The 15,077-nt window shown below is 55.1% G+C and carries 12 protein-coding genes and 1 tRNA gene; 8 read left to right on the top strand and 5 right to left on the bottom strand.

What is annotated here, in order from left to right:
- The 4 genes from V6D20_17680 to V6D20_17665 all read left to right on the top strand — a co-directional run.
- The coding region (locus V6D20_17680) for a molybdopterin cofactor-binding domain-containing protein (protein ID HEY9817613.1) at positions 1 to 2,142 on the top strand (2,142 nt) is incomplete at its 5' end.
- Entirely contained in the window at positions 2,132 to 3,058 is a 927-nt protein-coding gene (locus V6D20_17675) for an XdhC family protein (protein HEY9817612.1), read from the top strand. The genes V6D20_17680 and V6D20_17675, both read left to right, overlap by 11 nt.
- Entirely contained in the window at positions 3,055 to 3,663 is a 609-nt protein-coding gene (locus tag V6D20_17670) for a nucleotidyltransferase family protein (GenBank protein ID HEY9817611.1), read from the top strand. Before V6D20_17675 ends, V6D20_17670 begins: the two co-directional genes overlap by 4 nt.
- Positions 3,664 to 4,034: 371 nt before the next feature.
- A complete protein-coding gene (locus tag V6D20_17665) occupies positions 4,035 to 4,469 on the top strand; it encodes a hypothetical protein (GenBank protein ID HEY9817610.1) in 435 nt (144 codons plus the stop codon).
- Positions 4,470 to 4,508: 39 nt separating this feature from the next.
- Here V6D20_17665 and V6D20_17660 read toward each other — a convergent pair whose 3' ends face one another.
- The 4 genes from V6D20_17660 to V6D20_17645 all read right to left on the bottom strand — a co-directional run bounded on the left by V6D20_17660 (position 4,509) and on the right by V6D20_17645 (position 9,019).
- The gene (locus tag V6D20_17660) at positions 4,509 to 5,213 is read right to left on the bottom strand and encodes a M15 family metallopeptidase (GenBank protein ID HEY9817609.1); all 705 of its coding nucleotides are present in this window, start codon (positions 5,211 to 5,213) and stop codon (positions 4,509 to 4,511) included.
- Between the two features lie 45 nt (positions 5,214 to 5,258).
- A complete protein-coding gene (locus V6D20_17655) occupies positions 5,259 to 6,782 on the bottom strand; it encodes an ATP-binding protein (protein HEY9817608.1) in 1,524 nt (507 codons plus the stop codon).
- A gap of 201 nt (positions 6,783 to 6,983) precedes the next feature.
- Complete coding sequence (locus V6D20_17650) at positions 6,984 to 8,585, bottom strand: hypothetical protein (protein ID HEY9817607.1); 1,602 nt, start codon at positions 8,583 to 8,585, stop codon at positions 6,984 to 6,986.
- A 41-nt stretch (positions 8,586 to 8,626) separates the two neighbouring features.
- Positions 8,627 to 9,019 (bottom strand): hypothetical protein, encoded by a 393-nt coding sequence (locus V6D20_17645; protein ID HEY9817606.1) that lies wholly within the window; start codon positions 9,017 to 9,019, stop codon positions 8,627 to 8,629.
- 738 nt (positions 9,020 to 9,757) lie between these two features.
- Here V6D20_17645 and ribH point away from each other — a divergent pair.
- The 4 genes from ribH to V6D20_17625 all read left to right on the top strand — a co-directional run bounded on the left by ribH (position 9,758) and on the right by V6D20_17625 (position 12,727).
- Positions 9,758 to 10,339, top strand: coding sequence for a 6,7-dimethyl-8-ribityllumazine synthase (gene ribH / locus V6D20_17640; GenBank protein HEY9817605.1), 582 nt, complete (start codon positions 9,758 to 9,760; stop codon positions 10,337 to 10,339).
- Between the two features lie 140 nt (positions 10,340 to 10,479).
- A tRNA-Gly gene (locus V6D20_17635) sits at positions 10,480 to 10,551 on the top strand.
- 502 nt (positions 10,552 to 11,053) lie between these two features.
- On the top strand, positions 11,054 to 11,461 hold the full coding sequence (locus V6D20_17630) for a hypothetical protein (protein HEY9817604.1): 408 nt from the start codon (positions 11,054 to 11,056) through the stop codon (positions 11,459 to 11,461).
- A 3-nt stretch (positions 11,462 to 11,464) separates the two neighbouring features.
- On the top strand, positions 11,465 to 12,727 hold the full coding sequence (locus V6D20_17625) for a glutamate-5-semialdehyde dehydrogenase (GenBank protein ID HEY9817603.1): 1,263 nt from the start codon (positions 11,465 to 11,467) through the stop codon (positions 12,725 to 12,727).
- A 13-nt stretch (positions 12,728 to 12,740) separates the two neighbouring features.
- Here the strand turns inward: V6D20_17625 and V6D20_17620 are convergent, their stop codons facing one another.
- Positions 12,741 to 14,318 (bottom strand): NAD(P)H-quinone oxidoreductase subunit N, encoded by a 1,578-nt coding sequence (locus tag V6D20_17620; GenBank protein ID HEY9817602.1) that lies wholly within the window; start codon positions 14,316 to 14,318, stop codon positions 12,741 to 12,743.
- Between the last annotated feature and the right edge of the window lie 759 nt (positions 14,319 to 15,077).

Genomic DNA, 15,077 nt, shown 5'->3' with positions numbered 1-15,077 from the left:
CAGAAAGCCAAGGCTCTGCCCGGCGTGGTGCTGGTGCTCACCCATGAGGACGCGGAACGCCGCCCCTACTCCACCGCTGGCCATGGTGCGCCGGTGCCCGATCCCCATGATCATTATCTGTTAGACAACAAAGTGCGGTTTGTGGGTGATCGCGTGGCGGCAGTGGTGGCTGAAACCGAGGCAATCGCGCTTCAGGCCTGTGGGTTAATCGACGTAGACTACGAGGTCTTGCCTCCTGTGCTTGACCCCTTGCTGTCCATGGGCGATCGCGCCCTGGAGATGCTGCCCGATCGATCGTCCCCGCCGGCCCCGCCCGTGATCCACGATGAGCCGGAGTCGTTCCAAATCCACGACGCGGCCCATAATATTGCCGGGGAGGTGCGCCTGGAAAAAGGGGACGTGGCCGCTGGGTTTGCCGCCGCTGATCTGGTGCTGGAACGTACCTACCAGCTTCCCGCCGTGCAGCATGCCCACCTAGAACCCCACGTCAGCCTCACTTGGCTAGAAGACGACGGCACCCTGACCGTGCGCTCCAGTACCCAGGTTCCCTTCCACTGCCAGCGCATCCTGTCGGAACTCTTTGACCTGCCCTCGGATCGAATTCGGGTCTTTAAGTCCAAAATTGGCGGCGGCTTTGGCAATAAGCAGGAAATTCTCACCGAAGACCTCTGCGTCTGGGCCACGCTGAAAACCGGTCGCCCCGTGCGCTGGCAGTTTACTCGCCAAGAAGAATTCACCGCCACCACCAGCCGCCACGCTACCCACATCACTCTCAAAATTGGCATGACCCGCGACGGCACCATTACTGCCATGGAGATGGGGGCGATCGCCAACACCGGAGCCTACGGCAACCACGGCACCCAGGTGGTCTTTCTCACCGGCAGTATGCCCCTGGGGCTATATCGCTGCGCCCATCAGCGGTTTGTGGGGCGATCGGTCTACACCACCACCATGCCCGCTGGAGCCTTTCGCGGCTATGGGGCCACCCAGGGGGTCTTCGCGGTCGAGTGTCATCTGGATGAAATGGCCGCCATTTTGGGTTTAGACTCCCTTGCCCTGCGACGACGCCAAGTGATCACCCCCCAAGGAGAAATTCTGCTGGGCAGCGACCACCATTTCCACCTGATTGGCAGCTATGGTCTAGAGGAAGCCGTGGCCCGGGTACAGCAGCGCTTGGGCAATTCTGCGCCGGTGGTCGAGGGATCGCGGCGGCGGGGGGTGGGGTATGCGATCGCCATGCAGGGCAGCGGGTTAGCCAAAATTCACGAGGCCCGGGTAAGCCTACGGCTGAAGCCTGATGGCCGCTACGAACTGCGCACCGGTGCCGTGGACGTGGGTACCGGCTCCGACACTACCCTGCGCCAGATCATTGCCGATCAGTTGAGCACCACCGTCGAGGCCATTGATCTAATTGCCGCCGATACCCAACAAACGCCCTTTGATGCTGGCTCCTACGCCTCTGCCACGCTGTATATTTCCGGAACCGCCTGCCTGCGCGCCGCCCAGGAGCTGCGATCGCTGCTGCTGCACCAGGCCAGCCAGCTCTTGAACCTATCGTCCACCGATCTATCCCTTGCCTCCACCCAGGTGATGGGGCCGACATCCCTGCCCCTGACCACCCTAGCCGAGAAAGTGCTGGCCACCGGCGAAATCCTGACCGTGGAACAATCCTACGCCGCCGATGCCTCCACTCTCACCTTCGCCGTACAGGGCGTGGAAGTTGAGGTGGATCTGGACACCGGTCGGGTCACGGTGCTGCGCTGTGTGCAGGTGCTCGACATTGGTAAAGCCATCAACCCACGGATCTGCGAAGGCCAGGCCATTGGCGGCACGGTCATGGGGCTGGGCTATGCCCTCCAGGAAGAGCTAATTCGCGATAGTCAGGGGCAGACGGTCAATCCCCTGTTTCGCACCTACCGCCTGCCTCTGGCTAAAGAGATCCCCCCGATTGAGATTGAATTCATCGAACAGCCCGACCCCCACGGCCCCCTCGGAGCCAAGGGCATCGGCGAAATTGGCACCAACTGCACCGCTCCCGCCGTCGCCAATGCCATCGCTAATGCCACCGGCGTGCGTCTCTACCAACTGCCCATGACCCCGGAACGGGTGTGGCGGGCTTTGCACGAACGTCATGACCCTTGAGTTTTATCGCCAGGTGCTGGATGTCTTGTGCCAGGAACCGGTGGCGATCGCGACCGTGATCCACACCCAAAGATCGGTGCCTCGGGAGGTGGGGGCCATGATGGCGATCACAGGCGATCGCACCTGGAATACCATCGGTGGCGGGGCGGGGGAGGCAGCGGTGATTGAGGCGGGCCGTGACGTGCTCTGTCAGGGAATCCCCCAGCGAGTGACCATTGACCTGGCGGCCACGGCCCAGCCCGGCCGCCATGGGGTCTGTGGTGGCCAGATGCAGGTGTGGGTCGCCCCGTGGGTGGGGGACGAGGCGATCGCCCTCCTGCAGATCCTGATCACCCAGCTCAGCGCCGGCCATGCCGTGACCTTGACGATCCCTCTCTCCGACACATTGCCGACCCTATCGATCACTCTTCTCAACCAAAGTGCGATCGCCCCCGATGGTCAGCAGTTCTTCCATGTCCTGCATCCCAGTCCCACCCTGCTGATTGTGGGAGCTGGGCACGTGGGCTTGTCCCTCGCTCGTCTAGCCCAGGTCATTGACTTTCAGGTCTGGATCCAAGACGATCGCCCAGACTTGTGGCCAACCCTGCCCCCCGGAGTCATCGCCACCGAGCACCTCCCCACCCTACCTCCCGCCAGCTACATTGCTCTGGTCACCCGCAGCTACCACCACGACCTCACGGCCCTGCGATCGCTCCTCCAAGCGCCTAACCCCCGATATATCGGCATGATTGGCAGTCGAGCCCGCATCCATCGAGTTTTTAAGCAATTGGAACAGGACGGCGTAGAGGGCGATCGCCTCTCGTCGATCCATGCCCCCATCGGTCTCGACATCGGCGCACTCACCCCCGAGGAAATTGCCGTCAGCATCTGTGCCCAGCTCATCCAAATTCGTCGTTGTAAACCTTCCGTCCCATGACCTATGCCGCCCTCCTCCTCGCCGCCGGTGCCTCCCACCGCATGGGCCGCTGTAAGACTACCCTGCCTTGGGGCGATCGCCCCTCTCTGCTTACCTACCAAACCGAACAGATGCACCAGGCCGGCCTCATCCCCATCGTGGTGCTTGGCTCCCACAATGCCCACCGCCAAGTAGACTGCGCTCCCAACACCCAGATTGTGATTAATCCCCATCCCGAACAGGGTAAGGTAAGCTCCATTCTCAGCGGCCTGGCCCACCTTCCCACGGATGTCACTGCTCTGGTTCTCTGCGCCATCGATCAACCCCGCCCCGCAGACCTATATGTGGCGCTGCTCAACGCGTATAAGCGGCACGCCGCGCCTATTGTCGCCCCAATATACCAGGGCAAACTCGGCCATCCCCTCCTATTCTCTGCCACTCTCCTGCCCCATCTCCATCAGATTCGAGACGAAACCCTGGGTCTGAGAGCCGTGGTGCAGCAGGTCTACGATCAGATCCACCGGGTGGAGTGGCCCTCTGCCCTGGTTCATGATGATTTCAATACTCCCAAGGCCTACACTCAAGCCCATGCAACGCTCCTATCAACATATCGCGGTGATGGATAACGTTGGGGAGATAGACGTTATGCTCGCCCCATCGGATTTTGAAACAAGACTCTCTTTCTACATCACTAGCCAAGGCAAGAAAGCTACAAGCCATCCAGGAATGTCGTACTATCTTGGCAAGGATGTGCGCAAGCTGTCTTGGCAAGATAGATGGAGGGGCTAGCATGTCAGCCGACTAGCACCCATTACCCCATCTTCCTCACTACCCTTTGGGGCAACAACCCAGCGGTGGTGGTGATGCGGTATGATACGTTTCCTCAATCGTTCAATCATGCCCTGCCATAACGGGTAACCGCCGCCGTGCGACGTGTCCAGTTCTTCCATATTCCTGCATTCGTTCTAACTACTACACCCTAGGGGGAAACACACCCATGTCATTGTGCTATAGAGCCTCTATGTCTGCGATCGCCCTTCTGGGCCTCACCCTGGCTGCCTGTGGTGAAAGCAAAGTTGCTCAGTGTAATCGTTTGATTGAAGTCGCTAATAGTGCGGTCAGTGCTGTGCAAGAGGTGACTACCGCAGCCAGCCCGGATGACCCAGAGGCCTTGAATACCATTGCAGATACGGCAGATCAGGCGGTCGCCGATATGCAAGGACTAGAATTTGCGGATGAGCAACTGCAAGACTATCAGCAGCGGTTCGTGGCCATGTATGAGGAAACCAGCCGCGCTAGCCGTGCTATCTACACAGCCGTGGGTGCCCTGGATAACGATGCTGCCCAGCAGGCTGTTGCTGATTTGCAAACGGCTACGGGGCAAGAAACAGCCCTCGTGAACGAGGTGAATACCTACTGCGGTGCATCCTAGACCTGCGCATCTCCTCAGGCATACCCCAGCTTTCCAGACCTAAAGCCCTCCATAGCGGGCGATCGCGGGTTGAACCGTCTCTTGCCAAACCCAACGCTGATCACCCCAAGAAAAATGCCACCATTCCTGGGGATGTTGGCAAAATCCAGCCTTGGTCATCACCTGTCGCAACAGCAGCCGATGGGCGTGGAATTGGGCTGCTTGGGGGTGGGTAGCGATCGCTGCTTGGTAATGGTCAGGGTAGGATCGGGGCGACATTTCATCAATGGGTGACCCCATGTCAATGGGCCGCCCGTGGCTATCCACAAGGGTAATGTCCACCGCTGCACCTGTGCTGTGGGGCGGTGGCGTTGCCGGGTCGGCGCTGGGTGGAGCCCAAAACTGATAGACCTCATCAAGGAGTTGCTGCTGTTGGCCTGGCGTTAAGCGATCGCCCTCAATCTGACGTTTGTCCAACAGTTCCGCTAGGGTATAGTCCACCATAAACTGCTGCACAGCAATGGGTCGGTAGGCGTCGAAGATCAAAATCCGCCAGTCAGCATGGTGGGTCGCCAACTGGGCTTGGGCGGTGCGCAGACGATTGAGTACCCCCTGCCGTACAAAAAAGGGAGAGCGATCGCCATAGGGTGCCCCTAAGCTGACATAGGCGTGGGGTTGCTCGAAGGCAAACTCATCGGCGGGCAGCGGCACCAGAGGTTCGCCACAGTCTTCGATAGGAATTTGATAATGGGGTTTCAAGGACACAACAGCAAACGGGATGTTCCCTATTCTAAACGTCCTAAGACCTTGCTACTCGGAAGCGATCGCCCCTTGGGTTACAGGAATGGTAATTTGAAATTCACAGCCCTGGCCAGGGTGCGAGATGCAGCGAATTGTGCCATGGTGGTTTTCCGTGACAATCCTATAGCTGATAGCCAGTCCTAAACCCGTGCCTTCACCAATGGGCTTGGTGGTGAAAAAGGGATCAAACAATCGGGGCTGGATGTTGGCAGGAATGCCCGGGCCATTGTCGGCGATCGCAATGGTGATGGTTTCTGGCTGAGGAGCGATCGCCTTTGTGCAGAAGGTGCGGATTGTGATGAAGGGTTCGTCTGGAGCCCCCGTGCTTCGCAGTGCATCAATGGCATTACTCAAGATATTCATAAACACCTGGTTGAGCTGCCCCGGCAAACAGTCCACCTGCGGGAGGTCTCCATAGTCGCGCACCACCTCAATGGCTGGATGGTGGGTGGTGGCCTTGAGTTGGTGATGCAGAATCAATAAGGTGCTATTCAGCCCTTCATGGAGATTCGCCCGTTTCATATCGGCTTCGTCTAACCGAGAAAAGTTGCGAAGGGATAGAACAATTTGCCGAATGCGATCGGCTCCCACCTGCATCGATTTCAGGGTTGATAGGATATCAATTTGCAGAAAGTCTAGATCAATATCGTCAATGCGATCGTGGATAGACTGCGGTGGATCGGGGTAGATCTGTTGGTAGAGACCAATTAGGTTGATTAAGTCCTGAGCATACTGCTGTGCATGGGACAGGTTGCCGTAAATAAAATTCACAGGATTGTTGATTTCATGGGCTACCCCTGCCACTAGCTGCCCTAGGCTAGACATTTTTTCGTGCTGAATTAACTGGGTCTGGCTATGGCGCAAATCCTGCAGCATCTGCGCTAGTTGCTCCGCCTGTTGCCGAGTTGTTTCTAACAGTTCTGCCTGCCGAATGGCTACGCTCAAGTGGGTCGCTACCTGCTGGGCAAAGTGAATTTCTGCCGGACGCCATAGGCGTGGGCGAGCGCATTGGTGAATGCAGAGTAGTCCCCAAAGATACTGACCCTGCAGCAGCGGCACCACCAAATTGGCCTGCACTTGGAACTGCTCCAAAATACTGATGTGGCAAGGACTGAGATGGGCTGCATAAATATCATCAATGGCGTAGACCTTGCCTTTTTGGTAGCGCCTGGCATAGCTTTCGCCGAAGCAGTGATCATGCACCTTGGCAGCGATCGCCGATCGATAGGGAGGCACTACATCTTCGGACACAAAAACCCCATCATCCCAGCCTGAGTTGGGATAGAAGCGAAACACGCCTACCCGATCGGCGTTTAGGGTTTGTCGCACTTCCGTGGCGGTGGTCTGAAAAATAGTGGCTAAATCCAGAGATTCGCGAATCTTCGTGATCACGCGAAAGAGAATAGACTGCTGTCCCATCGGTAGCAGCGTGGGCACAGCGGGGCCGGAGGTTGCCAAAATCTGCTGGAGTTCAGCAAATGCTGCATCATCTTGGCAATAGGCATGAAGTTGAGTCAGGAAAGCTGTATCCATGGCCATCTACCAGCATGTTGGATGAACGGTATAGCACCATGAACCTACCCACCGCGATTGTTTGAAGGCTACGTTCATGCCATGCATCCTAAACACTGGATTGATCATAGATAAGTACCCAATCTTTATAGGCTGAATTTGCGCCCCTGGGTACGGTAGATACACGGCTTTTCTAAGCTAGACCTGTCACACGCCACCCTTCTACAACCGTCGTTTTAGAATGAGGGGATTCCCTGACTCCAGGGTGCGTACCTGTGGGGTCAGGTCTAGCCAAGGCTGGAGCTGACCAGCCTGAAAGGTGCGACTCATGACCACGTAAATGGACGTTTGATCGCCGCCGATTGCCACTGCATGCACCGCCTCCCAGCTCTGGGCATGGAGCTCATCCGTCACCTGCCATTGCCCATCCTCCCAGCTCAAGTGCCGCACAAACTGGAAGGGAGCGGGAGCTTTACCCACAATCAACACTCGCTGCAGCAGGCGACGAATCAAATCGGGAAAGAATCGCCCCACGGTCAGCATGACGATGCGCAGGATCAACAGGTTTAGAGGCGTCATCTGCGTTTGCTTCGCCCAGCCCAAGGCACCCCGAATCGTGATCGCGTCCTCACTCTGCTCCACGCGATAGTCACCTACCAAGTGAGCCACCGCTGTTTTGACCGATGTGCCCACCCGCACCTGAACGGAGAATTGCGTGTCGGACACCACAAGCTGGCGATCGCGAAAGAGCTTAAACACCCCACCCTTGTTCAGCGCTAGGTACAGCTCCGTATCCTGGCGGCGATCGATCAACAGACGGGCATGGGGTAGCCAGATGCGATCGCGCTCGGGGGGGCTCGCGGGGGTTCCGTTATCCACACGGGGCTGAAAGTCTTGCCAGGCTAGGAGATAGTTCCAAGCATGGTGGCCAATGATATGGTCGTCGGCGTAGCAGGGGCCGAGGTTTTGCCCCAGACCGGTCAGGAAGCGATCGTTGATGGTCAGGGCTTGGGGTAGCCAGCGCCCCACGAGTTCAAAGCCATGGGGAAAAAAGTTGTAGGTGTTGCGACTGGTATATTCGCCTCCGTAGGAGCCATCGGGATGGACAAAATAGCTAGCCAGCTCTACCGCCTTGGCGATCGCTTCCTGGATGCGCGGATCGGGGCGTAGGTCATACAGACGCGCCAAGCAGGAGATGGTGAGCGTGTGATAGCCCGGATCGCAGCCTTCATATTCCTGAAACCAGCCCTCCGAGTCTTGCCAATCTAACACCTGTTCTAGGCGCAGCGCCTTAGCTCGATCCCATTGATGGCTGTGGAGCTGCGCAGACAAACGCTCCAACCCCAAGGCAATCAACGCCTGATGGTTGGACAGCCGCCCACTTTCCTGATGATGGGCGAGCCAGTCTGCTCGCTGGGCCAAAAAGGTCTGTACCGCTGGGTCATCCATGCCGATGATCTCGTAGCTTTCTAAGCAGGCCAGCAGGGAAAAGGCTGCGGCACCGCTGGCCCGTTCAAAGGGAAAGTAATCGTCACAGGAGCCATCGGGATGGGCACTGCGGGCGGCGTAGCGAATGCCGGCCGCTACCCAGTCTCGCAGGGCTGCCTGGTGATAGAAAGGATTATCAGGACAATCGGTTTGGTAGGCCAACGCCAAGGGCCAGACAAACTCCTGGGCCATGCCGCTGGGAAAGTCGATGATTTTGTAATGCCAAAAGTTACGATCGCCACATCCATAGGTAGGGCTATGGCGATTGCGATCCATCAGGGTTAACAGCTTGGGAACTTGGGCGATCGCCGCTTGGGCAAACAAATCTCGGCTCATAGATTAGGCGACTAGAGGATAGACTGACGGCAGAGCCAGGCTCAAGCATTGTGCCACGTATCGGCAAAGATACTGCGAACAGCGATCGCAATCCGCTGCAAGTCCTCATCCAAAAGTGGCGGCCAGTCTATACCCTGCTGCCGTCCTTGGTCATACCAGCGGCGACTATCTCCTGCCAGTTGGTATAGCGCGTTAGCCAGATCGCGATCGAGGGTCGGCATCTCCCGTAATTCTTCAAAAATCACCTTCAGCGCCAGCAAAATGGTCGTCACTTGCCCCGGCACCGGTGGACGCCCTGTCTGTAACCGCATCAAAAATTGATTGGGATCCGCCGCTGGAACCTGGCCTTGGGTGAGCAAAATGTGGTGGGCGGTCTCGTAGTCCATAACGCTATTTTTTAGGTCAACCAGCAGAGTTAGAGGATCCCAAACCATGGGTGGAGTTTTCCTCCTCCCACTATTTAAGCGTCAAACGGCAGCGATCGAGAGACGATAGGTTGCTGTAGATTGGTTGGGAACCTGGCCAGCCTCAACAGCTCAGCACCTGATGGACGGACAAAAACTCCTGTAATCCTGATTTTCTCGTAGGTTGGACAAGCGTCAGCATAGTCTAACGGCATCTAAGCTAGCGCTGGGTTTCCCATTGCTCAACCTAGCCTACGCCAAAAGATGGGTCAGTCAACCAGCCTCAGCACCGCAGGTTCTGAAAGTCCTAGAATATTAAGTGCAGAGAGAGGGGCAATTTCTGATAGCTTAACTACTGGGGGTGTTCAACGCACAGGCGTTTGTGCATCGATCGCTCTCCATGACACAGACAGGTCTCGATCATGGGGCAAGCTCGGGTTTCCCGATGTTCCAAAACGCTGGCTGGCTGAGTCTCTCGTATTGTTTGCAGTAGTCTTCACGATCTAGTGGGAGAACCAAGGGAATGACAATTGTTTTCAACCTATTCTTGTTTGCGCTAGTTGCACTCTCGTTCATCATGGTGATCGGAGTACCCGTGGCCTATGCGTCACCGCAAAACTGGGATCAATCTAGACGGCTTCTGTTTCTAGGATCTGGCGTTTGGGTTGCTCTGGTTATTTTGGTGGGAGTCTTAAATTACTTGGTAGTTTAATAGTCCCAGGTTTCAGCGTCGAGCCAATCTTTTGATGTTACAAAACGTTATAAATAATGACAGTTTTTGAGGGCAGTTTTACCCAAACTCAGGATTTGCGCCTAGCAATCGTGATTGGCCGCTTCAACGACTTAGTTACGGGTAAGTTGTTGGAAGGGTGTCAAGACTGCCTGAAGCGTCATGGAATTGATCCCAATCCATCAGGCATTCAGGTTGACTATGCCTGGGTGCCTGGATGTTTTGAAATTCCGGTTGTTGCGCACCAGCTTGCGCTCAGCCGTCGTTATGATGCCATTATTTGCCTAGGAGCCGTGATTCGGGGGCAAACGCCCCATTTTGATTACGTAGCTTCTGAGGTGTCTAAGGGCGTCGCTGCTGCGGCCTTTCAAACCGGGGTGCCCATTTCCTTCGGCATCCTCACCACCGACAATATGCAGCAGGCTTTAGAGCGCGCCGGCATCAAGAGCAATCTAGGCTGGAACTATGCCATGAGTGCTATTGAAATGGCCAGCTTGATGCGCCAGCTTCGTCGAGCTCCCACAGGAAACGCCCAGGGGCAACTGGTAGGCAATTCCTCCCAGCCTCTACCCAATGTTTCCCAAGCGATCGCTGCCGAGCCTGGCAATCTAGACGCCTAGGGACGGTGAGCTAATTTCAGCCCCGCCCGTGATCCCCTGGGGTGAGTTTTTGGAAACGTGACGGGGCTAGCTCAAAATTTCAGCCCAAATGGGTTGACAGGGTCTAAAATTTCTGGCACATTAATAAAGCACAAGAAATTGCGGGTATAGCTCAGTGGTAGAGCGTCACCTTGCCAAGGTGAATGTCGCGCGTTCGAATCGCGTTACCCGCTTAAGAAACCCAAGTTATTTAAGTCTTGTCCGATGCCGGTAAGTCTTGGCAATTCTGAAACCAGACTTCTGGTATTCCGTTGCTTTGAACCATAGCATAGCTACCTTGACAATTTTCGAGGGTTTGCTAGGCTACAGATTACGATTTGAACGGTTAAGCCTCTAAGCGTTGACCTCCTGTTTGGGGTGTCAACAGCGTTAGTTGGTTTCGCCCTTGGACTTAATCCTCCGTCTAGGCTCTTTTCCTCGGTTGTCATGGTCTCAATAACGGAACAGACAGTAGGGCTGTTAGTTGGTTCAGCGATCCCCAGCCTTATGCCCGTGCACACGTTAAAATGGGTCAAACGTCAGCGATCGCCATGGTTACAACCATCGAGAGCAGCCGGCTCAGTCAGTGCTCAGGCTAGCAGTCGAACTGGACTACTACTTCTATCGATCCATGCAAGGGTGGTGCAACCCTTACCAGGCTAAGCTATTCAACCTTTTTCACCGCTAGGGTTACTTGTGCAACCACAAAAACCTCACAAGATTGATTTAAGTGCTGAGTATCCCTGTCCGTGCCGCCGTCATGGTCAACTGAAGCCGATTACTCTCACTGAGGCGTTTGGGTGCGATCGCTGCCAGCAAATCTTTGTTGTTCAAGAAAATGGCTATGCTCTAGAGCAGTTGTCGTCCCACTACCCCTACAAGAAAGTCTGGCGCTGGACAGGACGACAGTGGAGCATGGTGCACCCATCCTTGGCACGGGGCTATTTGCCTGTCCTCATGTTAGTCATTCTGCTGGGGTTGGCGTTCTTACTCCTCATCACCATCTTGCAGTCAATTTTGAGTTCTGATGTTGCATTTCGCATCATTGCTGCACTAGTCATTGTGATGCTAGTGTTGATGCTCTGGATGGCCTATCGACAGTAGTTCATGGCAGCATATTCCTCCATTTCTTCACCTGATCTGATCCCGGTCATTACCCAACGGGCCCACGAGGCCTCGCTTGAGCTGCTAAAGTTCAGCGGCAGCGATCGCAGTCGTGCCCTACAGGCAATGGCTAAGGGGATCAAAACCTACAAGGATGATCTTTTAGAAGCCAATACCCTTGACCTAGAAGCGAGTCGGGAAATGGCTGTACCCGAGCTCATCCTGGACTGGCTGAAATTAACGCCCGAACGGTTGCAAACGGCGATCGCCATTTTGCAGCGTCTGAGCGACTTGCCCGATCCACTGCAGCAGGTGCAAAATCCGCCCTACGCGGTAGCCCAGGGGCAAACCTATTGCCAACTGATGCCCTTAGGAGTGGTAGCGCTGGTCTACGAAGCCTTTCCAGAACTGGGGGCGATCGCAGCGGGGATGTGTGTGCGCACGGCCAATAGTCTCATCCTCAAAGGAGGTAGTGAGGCTAGCCAGTCTAACCATATGTTTGCCAGTATCCTGCAGGCGGCCCTAGAGCAGGTTGGATTGCCCACCAGCAGCCTGGAGGCCCTGCCGTCAGACTGTGGCGATCTCACCCACGAGCTCGTCACCTGCGATCGCGCTGTGAATTTGGTGATTCCCTACGGTCGGGCTAGCCTAGTCCATCAAGTCATGCGTCAAGCCACAGCCCCTGTCCTCAAAACAGCGATCGGCAACTGTTACCTCTACTGGTCGCCTTCTGCTGGTATCGACCTTGTCCGCTGGATGATTTTGGATAGCCATGCCAGCGAGCCCGATCCCGTCAATGCGATCGAAAAAGTTTTGATCCACCGTAACCATCTCCCTTCATCCCTCTCGCTGCTGTGGGGTAGCCTGTTGGAAAAAGGCTATGAGCTGAAGGGCGATGAAGAATTAGCCAAAGAATTTCCTGAGCTGAGCCCCGTAGCACCCACGGAATGGCGGCAGCCCTATCTTAACCGAACTATTGCCTTTAAATGGGTGAGAGACTTAGATGATGCGATCGCTTGGATGAACCGCTACAGTAGTGGCCATGCCGACTGCCTAGCGACGGAGTCTTATCAAGAAAGTCGCTTGTTTGCCTCACAGATGGCCAGCGCTACAGTATATATCAACGCATCATCCCGGTTTTATCGAAACCCAAAGTTCAACCTACCGATTGCCCTGGGTATGTCCAATCATAAAGGTCATCGCCGGGGATTTATTAGCCTCGAAGCCCTGACAACCGTAAAGCAGATTATTCAGGGCAACGAGTAGTGAAGTTAGACCCCTAGCTGAGATCTTCGGCAGTTGCATCAACATGGGCAACTGGAAGCACTGGCTCAACCTGAGTCACTACCGGCGAGTGGAGCAACGGTGTGCGCAGAACAGAGTTGTTGGCCAAGGTAAAGAGGGGGTTGGACAAGACACCCGCTAGGGAGGTGGCCACGAGAGCTAAGACCAAGCTCACCTGCAACGGGCGCATACCAAAGAGGTTCCACATGCCCTCTGGATAGTTCTTCACGGCATCTGACATTTCTTGGGGCTCTTTCACCACCATCATTTTGACCACACGGATGTAGTAGTAAATGGAGATGACGCTGGTCAACAGACCCACCAAAACCAGGGTGTAGGCCTCGGCTTGCCAGCCAGCCCAAAAGAGATAGAGCTTCCCAAAGAAGCCAGCTAAGGGTGGAATCCCCCCGAGGGATAGGAGACAGACGCTGAGGCAGAGGGTCAATAGCGGATCTTTTTGATACAAACCGCTGTATTCCGTGATCTCATCGGTGCCGGTACGCAGAGTGAAGAGAATCACACAGGCAAACCCGCCTAGGTTCATAAACAGGTAGACCATTAGGTAGAACACCATGCTGGAATAGCCTGCATCTGTACCCACAATCAACCCAATCATGACAAATCCAGCTTGCCCAATCGACGAATAGGCCAACAGGCGCTTCATGCTGGTTTGGGCTAGGGCCACCACATTCCCCAATACCATACTTAGGATGGCAAGGGCTGTGAGCACAAACTGCCATTGGTCGGCCACCAATGGAAAGGCCGTCACCAACAGGCGAATCGCTAGGGCAAAACCAGCAGCCTTGGAACCTACCGACAAAAATGCCACCACTGGCGTAGGGGAGCCTTCATAAACGTCTGGCGTCCATTGGTGGAAGGGAACAGCGGCAATTTTGAAAGCAATTCCGGCGATGACAAAGACGAGGGCAATGAGCAGACCAATCGAGTCTTGAGCATTACCGCTGATGATGCTGGCCGTAATGGCTGAGAGGCGGGTTTCTCCTCCAGACAAGCCGTAGAGCAAAGACACACCGTAGAGGAAGATGGCTGAACTGGCGGCACCAATCAAGAGATACTTCAGCGCGGCTTCATTGGAGCGGGGATCGCGCTTCATGTATCCGGTCAACAGGTATGAGGAAATACTCAAGGTTTCCAACGACACAAACACCATGACTAGTTCATCGGCACCGCAGAGAAACATGCCGCCCACGGTGGCTGTCATCAAAATCACGATGAACTCAGCCAAGGCTGTCCCAGCCTGAACCACATACCGAATGGAAATCAAAATAGTGAAGGCGGTTGAAAGGGCAATAATACCCCGCAGGACGATGCTTAGCGCATCGCTGTTAAACGCCCCCAGAAAGGAAATAGGGTTATCAAGATCCCATTGCAAAGCAAGGGCAACAACCGCTCCGAGGAGACCCGTCACGGCTACGTAGGGTGACCATTGGGCGGAGGATGTACGGCCAACAATGAGGTCTCCTACCAAGATGATGAGCAGGGTAGCGATGACGATACCCTCTGGCAAAATGACTTGAGCGTTAAGTTGTGCGGCTAAGTTAGCAACGTCCATAAGAGCTTGAGCGCTTTAAGGGTCAGTAGTGGCGGACAGAAATGGCGAGCAGATCGTGTAAGGACAGGGAAATGCTTAGGATAATTTTTAAGAGGACATTTCCTTTCACACCATATCTTAAATTGTGCGATGAAATTTATGGGAGGGGAGTGAATTCCCTAGCTTTACGAACCCTTTCCATTGTGGATCATACTCTGCAAACTTACCGGGTTGAGGGGCAGCGATCGCAATTTTTCCTTGTATTTCTGCCGACATCAGTTATAAGTAGAGATCTAACAGCTCATTTGATGTTGTTCCATTCTCATGCTAGGACGGGATAGTATAGCAAGCTGATTAGAAGGGTAGGCAGTGAAAACCTAGGCTGTAAGGTTCACACCTGTAAACCATCTCATGGCATACAAGACGGTAGTCCTAAGCAGATTCGAGGGCAAGTCATGCAGGCAGAATTGGATCGGCATATCCGGACTCGCTGGCCCAGCGTCTGGGGGATGGGGCAACCCTGGGTCTTACCATGAAGCACGGACAACTCACGGGACGGACAATTCGCGGGACGGACAACTCACGGGAGAGTCTAAGCTCATCAACTCGTCTCTCATTCACTCTCAAGGCTGTCTAGTCTTGGTCAGATCCACTCATCCACTGAATCCTATTTAAGGCTCATGTCAACTCTCGTCATCGTTGAATCTCCAACCAAAGCACGGACTATTCGCAACTACCTCCCCGCGGGCTATCGGGTTGAGGCATCCATGGGGCACGTTC

This window comes from Candidatus Obscuribacterales bacterium (genome assembly GCA_036703605.1).
Classification (GTDB): domain Bacteria; phylum Cyanobacteriota; class Cyanobacteriia; order RECH01; family RECH01; genus RECH01.
The sequence above is the reverse complement of the archived record's forward strand: the minus strand, read 5'-3'. Positions and strand labels throughout refer to the sequence as shown.

Coding starts and splice junctions, on each gene's coding strand:
- V6D20_17620 (HEY9817602.1), bottom strand. CDS start 14,318: ATGGACGTTGCTAACTTAGCCGCACAACTTAACGCTCAAGTCATTTTG.
- V6D20_17665 (HEY9817610.1), top strand. CDS start 4,035: ATGTCATTGTGCTATAGAGCCTCTATGTCTGCGATCGCCCTTCTGGGC.
- V6D20_17670 (HEY9817611.1), top strand. CDS start 3,055: ATGACCTATGCCGCCCTCCTCCTCGCCGCCGGTGCCTCCCACCGCATG.
- V6D20_17650 (HEY9817607.1), bottom strand. CDS start 8,585: ATGAGCCGAGATTTGTTTGCCCAAGCGGCGATCGCCCAAGTTCCCAAG.
- V6D20_17675 (HEY9817612.1), top strand. CDS start 2,132: ATGACCCTTGAGTTTTATCGCCAGGTGCTGGATGTCTTGTGCCAGGAA.
- V6D20_17655 (HEY9817608.1), bottom strand. CDS start 6,782: ATGGATACAGCTTTCCTGACTCAACTTCATGCCTATTGCCAAGATGAT.
- V6D20_17645 (HEY9817606.1), bottom strand. CDS start 9,019: ATGGTTTGGGATCCTCTAACTCTGCTGGTTGACCTAAAAAATAGCGTT.
- V6D20_17625 (HEY9817603.1), top strand. CDS start 11,465: ATGGCAGCATATTCCTCCATTTCTTCACCTGATCTGATCCCGGTCATT.
- ribH (HEY9817605.1), top strand. CDS start 9,758: ATGACAGTTTTTGAGGGCAGTTTTACCCAAACTCAGGATTTGCGCCTA.